Genomic DNA, 7,525 nt, shown 5'->3' with positions numbered 1-7,525 from the left:
GAGTGTGCATGTGATTGATACACAGAATGTTGAAGCGAGCGTTGAAGGCTAGGCACACACATTGTGGAAGCTGGTTGCCTGCGACGCTGTCGATCAGTAAAGAAAATGTTAGCCGTCCTGCCGTCTTCGCAGGCAAGCCAGCTCCCACACAGACTGTGTGAAAACTGCTGCAGGCTGGGCGCCTTCAGCGCTACGCGCACAATACGGCGTTAAAAACAGGCTCGTGCGCGAGTCCGATCAAAATGCTCATTTACAACCCGTAGAGTCGAGCGCGACCCCGGCCGTTTTTCGCCTGTTTTTTCCTTTTTCTGCCTTCGCTCGCTACGTTTTCACACGGCCTGCCAGGATGAGGGATTAGACACCCCTCGCCTTTTGAGGGCCTGGAGATAAGTTTCCAGGCCCTTTTTTTTGCGCTTGTTTTTACTTTTGACTGAACAGGCCATAGCCTTGGCAGACCATATTTCATTCCAGTCATCATCCGCCCGCGCAAATTGCACAGGAATACCCAATGAATCGCGACACGCAGTCACCCGCTCAGCAGGTCATGGTGCTTTATACCGGCGGCACGATTGGTATGCAGGCCAGCGTAAATGGGCTGGCACCGGCGTCGGGATTCGAAGCACGAATGGCCGAGCAGTTGGCCGCGCAACCGGCGTTGAACGTTCCGCACTGGAGATTTCGGGAATTGCTGCCGCTGATCGACAGCGCCAACATGACCCCCACGTATTGGCAGCGCCTGCGTGAAGCGGTGATCGAAGCGGTTGACGTCGACGGGTGCGATGCCGTGCTGATCCTTCACGGTACTGACACCTTGGCCTACACCGCGGCGGCCATGTGCTTTCAACTGATCGGCTTGCGCGCACCGGTGCTGCTTACCGGTTCAATGCTGCCTGCTGGCGTTGAAGGCAGCGATGCCTGGGAAAACCTGAATGGCGCCCTGCTCGCTCTCGGTAAAGGTTTGAAAACAGGCGTGCAGTTGTATTTCCACGGGGAGCTGTTGGCGCCGACTCGTTGCGCGAAAATTCGTAGCTTTGGACGTCACCCGTTTGCGGCGTTGCAGCGTTCACGGGGCGGCGTATCGTTAAAATCGCTGCCAGACGCGCTGGATTACCGCCAGCCAAAAAACATCGCCAATGTGGCAGTGCTGCCACTGTTTCCAGGCATTGGCGCGGACCATCTGAACGCCCTGCTGGACAGCGGTATTCAAGCCTTGATTCTGGAATGCTTCGGCAGCGGCACCGGCCCGAGCGACAACCCGGAATTTCTCGCCAGCCTGCAAAACGCCCGGCAGCGCGGCGTCTGCGTAGTCGCAATTACCCAATGCCACGAAGGCGGCGTCGAACTGGACGTTTACGAAGCCGGCAGCCGCCTGCGCGGGGTCGGCGTGTTGTCGGGCGCAGGCATGACCCGCGAAGCAGCGTTCGGCAAACTGCATGCGCTGCTTGGCGCCGGGCTCGAAGTGGAAGAAGTACGGCGGTTGGTTGAGTTGGATCTGTGCGGGGAGCTGGTTTAGTTGTGATGCTGCACAGCAAACACACAACCAAAGAGCGCGCTTGCCCGCGATCGGCTGCGCAGCAGTCGTAAACCAGCAAACCCAGTTAGAAAGATGAGTTTGCATCCGGGACCGCTTCGCAATCCATCGCGGGCAGACGCGCTCCTACAATCTAATTTTTGGAGTTCGACTCAAGCAACCTCGCTCTCCACCTTGGCGTCTCTCAACATTGAATCCAGATTGCGTTCGATGTTCGAGCACAGCGCGGTCATTTGGATTTCGTGCTCGCTGGCCAGAAACGGGCTTTGCAGGTCCTTGCCGATTTTCTCAATCGCCAACAGCATGAACCCGACGACAGTGGAGGCCAATGGCGTGAACCAACCCAGGGTCTCTACCAGTCCGATGGGTACGATGACGCAAAAAAGAGTAATGAACAGCCGCGGAAAGGCCACATAGGGATAAGGCAATGGCGTGTTGGCAATGCGTTCCATGCCGCCTTGGCAGTTGGAGATTTCCACCAACGTGGACTCAATGCGCGCCAGGCGAATGCTGTCCAAATGTCCGGATTTAAATTCTTTGGCCACTAGCGCGGCAGAGGCATTAAGCAAGTCATTGGGGAAATTGTTGGTGTCGTGACGGCGGGCGAACTCCCCAGCGGAAATAAGTGACTGCACCTCTACGCCAGAGGAACCGCCTTTCAAATGCGCCGACAGGCATTTCACATACGCCACATGGCGACGAAGCAGTACAGCCTTGACCGGATTGATGTCACCGTTGTCGTCAATCAACGTCAGCACCTGTCGGGCAAAGCTGCGTGAATTGTTGACCAATCCACCCCATAAGGTTCGTGCTTCCCACCAACGGTTGTAGGCACTGGAGTTGCGAAAACTGGTCAGCACCACCAACGCCGAACCCACCAGGGTCAATGGCAGCGCGGGCAACGTTAATTTGCGGTCCAGGTAGAGCATGAAATCCACCGTGACAACCACATCCCATATCAGCAGCCAGACCAATGACCAGCCAACATAGGACAATGTTTTAATCAGAAACCGATACTTCTCAACAATAGCTTGCCGCAATGGTCTACCTCATTCGAAAACAACACGAGCGCCGTGCCACAGGCTTCGAATGTGTTTTGCTCCGATGGTTCGGTCCAGCCCAATCAAGTTTCATGGAACAAACCCGCCGTTTTGGTGCTCAACACCTATCAGTATGTTCAGCAGCATGTCACCGAGGGTTAATTCAATGGGCTCGTCTTCATCGTCAACTTCCAGCGAACAACGTACCACGCGCGACCAACTGTGCATTAACACCATTCGCACGCTCGCCATGGACGCTGTACAGAAAGCCAACTCCGGCCACCCTGGTACACCCATGGCGTTGGCGCCAGTGGGTTACACGGTCTGGAATCAGTTTTTGCGTTATCACCCAGAGCACCCGGACTGGCCAAATCGCGACCGCTTTGTGTTGTCAGTCGGCCATGCATCGATGCTCTTGTATTCGCTGCTGCACCTGGCCGGCGTGATTGAAATCGACGAACACGGCAAGCCGTCCGGTAAACCGGCGGTCAGCCTGGAAGACATCAAGCAGTTTCGCCAAATGGACTCGAAAACCCCCGGGCATCCGGAATACCGGATGACCACGGGCGTCGAAACCACCACCGGCCCGCTTGGCCAAGGTTGCGCCAACAGCGTCGGCATGGCCATGGCTGAGCGCTGGCTAGCCACCCGCTTCAACCGCCCCGACGCAACGTTGTTCGATTACAGCGTTTACGTATTGTGCGGCGATGGCGACATGATGGAAGGCGTGACTTCCGAAGCAGCCTCCATTGCCGGTCATCTCAAGCTCGCCAACCTGTGCTGGATTTACGACAACAACACCATCACCATCGAAGGCCACACCGAGCTGTCGTTTAACGAAGACGTGCAGACCCGGTTCAAGGGCTACGGCTGGAATACCGTGCACGTCGCCGACGCCAACGACGCCGTGGCGCTGGCCGAAGCACTGCAGACGTTCAAGCACACCCAGGACGCACCAACGCTGATCGTGGTCGACAGCGTGATCGGTTACGGCGCGCCCAATAAGCACAACACCGCAGCAGCCCATGGCGAACCCTTGGGTGTCGAAGAGATCCGCCTGACCAAGAAATTCTACGGCTGGGACGAGAATTCCAGCTTCCTGGTGCCGGAAGAAGCCCGGCACTGTTTGCGTGACTCGTTGATCGAACGCAGCGCCGGTGAGTACGACGCGTGGCAGCAGACTTTGGACAACCTCGGTAAAAGCGATCCGGAATTGGCCGATCAACTGCGCCGCATGCGCGCCGGTGAAATGCCGGATCAGTGGCAGGATGAGCTGGAGCAATTCGAGACCGACGCTAAGGGCATCGCCTCGCGTGCTTCCGGTGGCAAAGCGGTCAATGCCTTCGCCGCAAAAATTCCGTGGTTGATGGGGGGTTCTGCCGATTTGTCGCCATCGACCAAAACCAACCTTACGTTCGACGGCGCGGGCAGCTATTGCGCAGAAAACTATGGCGGTCGCAACTTGCACTTCGGCATCCGTGAACACGCCATGGGCTCGATTGCCAATGGCTTGGCACTGTCGTATATCCGCCCTTACACCTCGACGTTCCTGGTGTTCAGCGACTACATGAAACCGCCGATTCGCTTGGCGTCGATCATGGAGGTACCGGTGATTTTCGTCTTTACCCACGACTCCATCGGCGTGGGCGAGGACGGACCCACCCACCAGCCCATTGAACAACTGACTCAGTTGCGCTCCACCCCGGGCCTGCTAACCGTGCGTCCTGGCGATGCCAACGAAACTGTTCAAGCCTGGAAAATCGCACTGGCGCAAACCAGTCGACCTACCTGCATAGTGCTTTCACGCCAGCCTTTACCAACCCTGGACCGTGCAATCTATGCCTCAGCGGAAAACACCGCCCGCGGCGCTTATGTGTTGGGAGACGCAAAAGAGGGTCAACCGGACGTCATCCTGATCGCCACCGGCAGCGAAGTCGGCATGACGGTTAAAGCGTATGAACAACTCAAGTCGGAAGGCGTTGCGGCACGGGTGGTTTCCATGCCCAGCTGGGAGTTGTTTGAGGACCAGGATCAAGCGTATCGCGACAGCGTACTGCCGCCCGGCGTCACGGCCAGAGTCGTGGTCGAACAAGCCGGCCCGGTTGGCTGGGACCGGTATGTGGGCAACACCGGAGCGAAAATCGTCATGAACACCTTCGGCGCCTCGGCCCCCATCGAAAAGCTGCAAGCCAAGTTTGGTTTTACGACGGAAAATATCGTGAAAGTGGCTAAGGCGCAGTTAGGTAAGTAACCCCAACGTAGCGCGGTTTGCCGGAAACGCCGCGCTACGCCCTTCCCGAATGAGCTCGGCCTCTGCTGATTCACCGCGTGAGATTCCCGCCAACAAGTTGGCTCCTACAGGTTTAGGTATGACGTCCAATCGGGGTTAATCCCGCACTAACACCCACTCAACGCAACCTGCGGCCGTTCACCGACAAAGAAATACGGACGCAGTTTCACGCCAACGCCATTGCCGATAAACGCTGCCACCAACCAGACCCAGCCGTGCAGGCTGCCGGAGGCGATGCCGCTGAAGTACGCGCCGATGTTGCAGCCATAGGCCAACCGCGAACCGTAGCCCAGCAACAGACCGCCGATCACTGCCGCGATCAGCGAGCGTGCCGGGATTTTCAGGCTGGGTGCGAAACGTCCTGCCAGGCCAGCGGCCAGTAGCGCACCGAGCATGATGCCGATGTCCATGACGCTGGTGACGTCTTCCCATACCGGAGCGGCCAGGGCTTTGGCGTTACCCGGAATTTGCCAGAACACCCAACTGCCTACGTCTACGCCCAAACCGCTGGCAGCTTTGGCGCCCCACAACGCAAATGCCGAGGTGATGCCCCATGGCCGACCGGCCAGTGCCAAGGTTGCGTAGTTGAGCAACGCCAGGCCAATCGCGCCCCACACCAGCGGCCAAGGCCCGCGCAGGAAACGCCGCAAGCCGCTGTGTTCACTGGTAACACCCTCCTCAAGCTGGCCGTGACGGCGCTTTTCCAGGCGCACAGTGACTGCCGCAATGATCGCAAACAGCGCCAGACTCATGATCAATGCCGGAACCACACCGAAGCTTTTGACAATAGAGATCGCCGGGAAAGAAGGCAGCGAAAACCACCAATCAACGTGCTGGGTGGCGATCAACGAACCAACGATGAAGAACAGCAGCGTCACTAGCATCCGCGCATTGCCACCGCCGACGGTGAATAACGTGCCCGATGCACAGCCGCCGCCCAACTGCATGCCGATGCCGAAGATGAACGCACCGAATACCACTGAGATACCGGCGGGAGCCACCAGGCCGACTACTGGCTGACCAAACAAACTGCCCGCTCCCAACGCCGGGAAAAACAGCACCACGGCCACAGCCAGCATCACCATCTGCGCACGCAAACCGGCGCCACGGCGATCACTGATAAACACTCGCCACGCCGATGTGAAACCAAACGCGGCGTGGTACAGGGTCAACCCCAAAGCAGCACCGACTACCAACAGCAACACTTGGTGGGAACCGACGCTGTTTTGTAAAAACGCGGCGCCAAATAGCAATAAAACAAAGGCTATCAGCGGCGCGGCGGGTTTGCGCTCAGGCGTCGCGGAAAGAGTCAGACTCATGACATATCTCGGTGGGTGAATACGATGACACCGAGTATAAACGCTTAATCCGCCCAAACCCGACGCAGCTTATCCAGCGCCTCGCGAATACTTGCCTCAGGCACGGCAGCAAAACCCAGCACCATGCCCGCGCGGTTATCCACAGGCTCGCTCGAGGTGGGCAACCAATAATCGCTCAAAGGATTGATCTCGACGCCGACACTGCGCGCTTTTTCGATCAGTTCTTGCTCGCGGGCCAACGTCGCAACGCGCACCGCCACGTGTAACCCAGCCACCACTCTGGGCATCACGCCGCAGCCGCTTATTGCTTCAGGCCAGCCCGCCAGCAATGTGTCGCGCCGGCTTAGCGCAGCGCGACGCATACGGCGGATGTGTCGCTGAAAATGCCCGGCAGCAATGAACTCAGCCATGACCGCCTGGGTGCCGACCTCGGAATGACGCATATCCACGGCACGGCGCCGACTGAAGGCCTCCACCAAGCCCAATGGCAGTACCAGATAGCCCAATCGCAAGGCCGGAAAAGCAATTTTGCCGAACGTGCCGACATACAACACTCGGCCCTTGTGATCGAGGGCGGCCAGGGGAGCCAGGGGTGCGCCGCTGTAACGGTACTCGCCGTCGTAATCGTCCTCGACGATCCAGCCTTGAGTACGCTCAGCCCATGCGAGGATTTCGAGCCGCCGCGCCAGGCTCATGGTCACGCCTGTGGGGTATTGATGGGACGGCGTGACATAGGCCAATTTGCAATCGGTGTCGAGCAATTCAGCGCAGCGCATGCCTTCGTTGTCTACCGCAACACCGTGCAGCCGTGCACCGGCAATGGCGAACGCATGGGCTGCGGCGCGATAACCCGGATTTTCCACCGCGACCGCGTCACCTACCTCGACCAGCAGCTGTGCACAAAGGCTGATCGCCTGCTGCGCGCCACTGGTGATTACTATTTGCTCAGGGCTGCAGTGCACACCTCTTGAACTGCGCAAATATGCCGCGATCAATTCGCGCAGTCGCCAGTCACCCGCCGGCTCGCCGTACCCTAACCGGCCTAGATCGGGTTTTCGCCAGAAGGCCGCGTGTAACTTGCCCCAAATGGCGAAGGGGAACAGATCAAACGCCGGTACGCCCACACGAAATGCCCGTGGCGCATCGGTCTTTGGGCGTGGTAAATGATGCTGCTGAAGTAAATTCACCGCCGTGCTGTGGATAACGTTTTGGACAGAAACGCCAACAGGTTCAGTTGAAAATGTGGATAAGGCTGTGGGTAAGCCTGTTGATAACCCTGTGGACAGTGTTGGGGATAAGTGTGTCGCTGACTTTTTGCTGGTTGCTGTGACCGCTAGTAGTTGAG

Annotated in this window: 5 protein-coding genes; 2 read left to right on the top strand and 3 right to left on the bottom strand. The window is 58.0% G+C overall.

The window, feature by feature from the left end; all coding sequences use genetic code 11:
* Positions 1 to 508: 508 nt before the first annotated feature.
* The gene (locus JWR17_RS18360) at positions 509 to 1,513 is read left to right on the top strand and encodes an asparaginase (RefSeq protein WP_299833429.1); all 1,005 of its coding nucleotides are present in this window, start codon (positions 509 to 511) and stop codon (positions 1,511 to 1,513) included.
* 170 nt (positions 1,514 to 1,683) lie between these two features.
* Here JWR17_RS18360 and JWR17_RS18355 read toward each other — a convergent pair whose 3' ends face one another.
* Positions 1,684 to 2,571, bottom strand: coding sequence for a bestrophin family protein (locus JWR17_RS18355; RefSeq protein ID WP_299833428.1), 888 nt, complete (start codon positions 2,569 to 2,571; stop codon positions 1,684 to 1,686).
* Positions 2,572 to 2,737: 166 nt separating this feature from the next.
* Between JWR17_RS18355 and tkt the strand changes: the two genes are divergently transcribed.
* The gene (tkt, locus tag JWR17_RS18350; RefSeq protein WP_299833426.1) at positions 2,738 to 4,822 is read left to right on the top strand and encodes a transketolase; all 2,085 of its coding nucleotides are present in this window, start codon (positions 2,738 to 2,740) and stop codon (positions 4,820 to 4,822) included.
* 146 nt (positions 4,823 to 4,968) lie between these two features.
* Here the strand turns inward: tkt and JWR17_RS18345 are convergent, their stop codons facing one another.
* Positions 4,969 to 6,180 carry a YeeE/YedE family protein gene (locus JWR17_RS18345; protein WP_299833424.1) on the bottom strand — a complete coding sequence of 404 codons (1,212 nt, stop codon included), beginning with the start codon at positions 6,178 to 6,180 and terminating at the stop codon, positions 4,969 to 4,971.
* A 44-nt stretch (positions 6,181 to 6,224) separates the two neighbouring features.
* On the bottom strand, positions 6,225 to 7,525 hold a 1,301-nt coding region (locus JWR17_RS18340), incomplete at its 5' end, for a PLP-dependent aminotransferase family protein (RefSeq protein ID WP_299833422.1).

Source organism: Pseudomonas sp. (genome assembly GCF_028293835.1).
Taxonomy (GTDB): domain Bacteria; phylum Pseudomonadota; class Gammaproteobacteria; order Pseudomonadales; family Pseudomonadaceae; genus Aquipseudomonas.
This window is presented reverse-complemented; position numbering and strand designations above follow the sequence as displayed.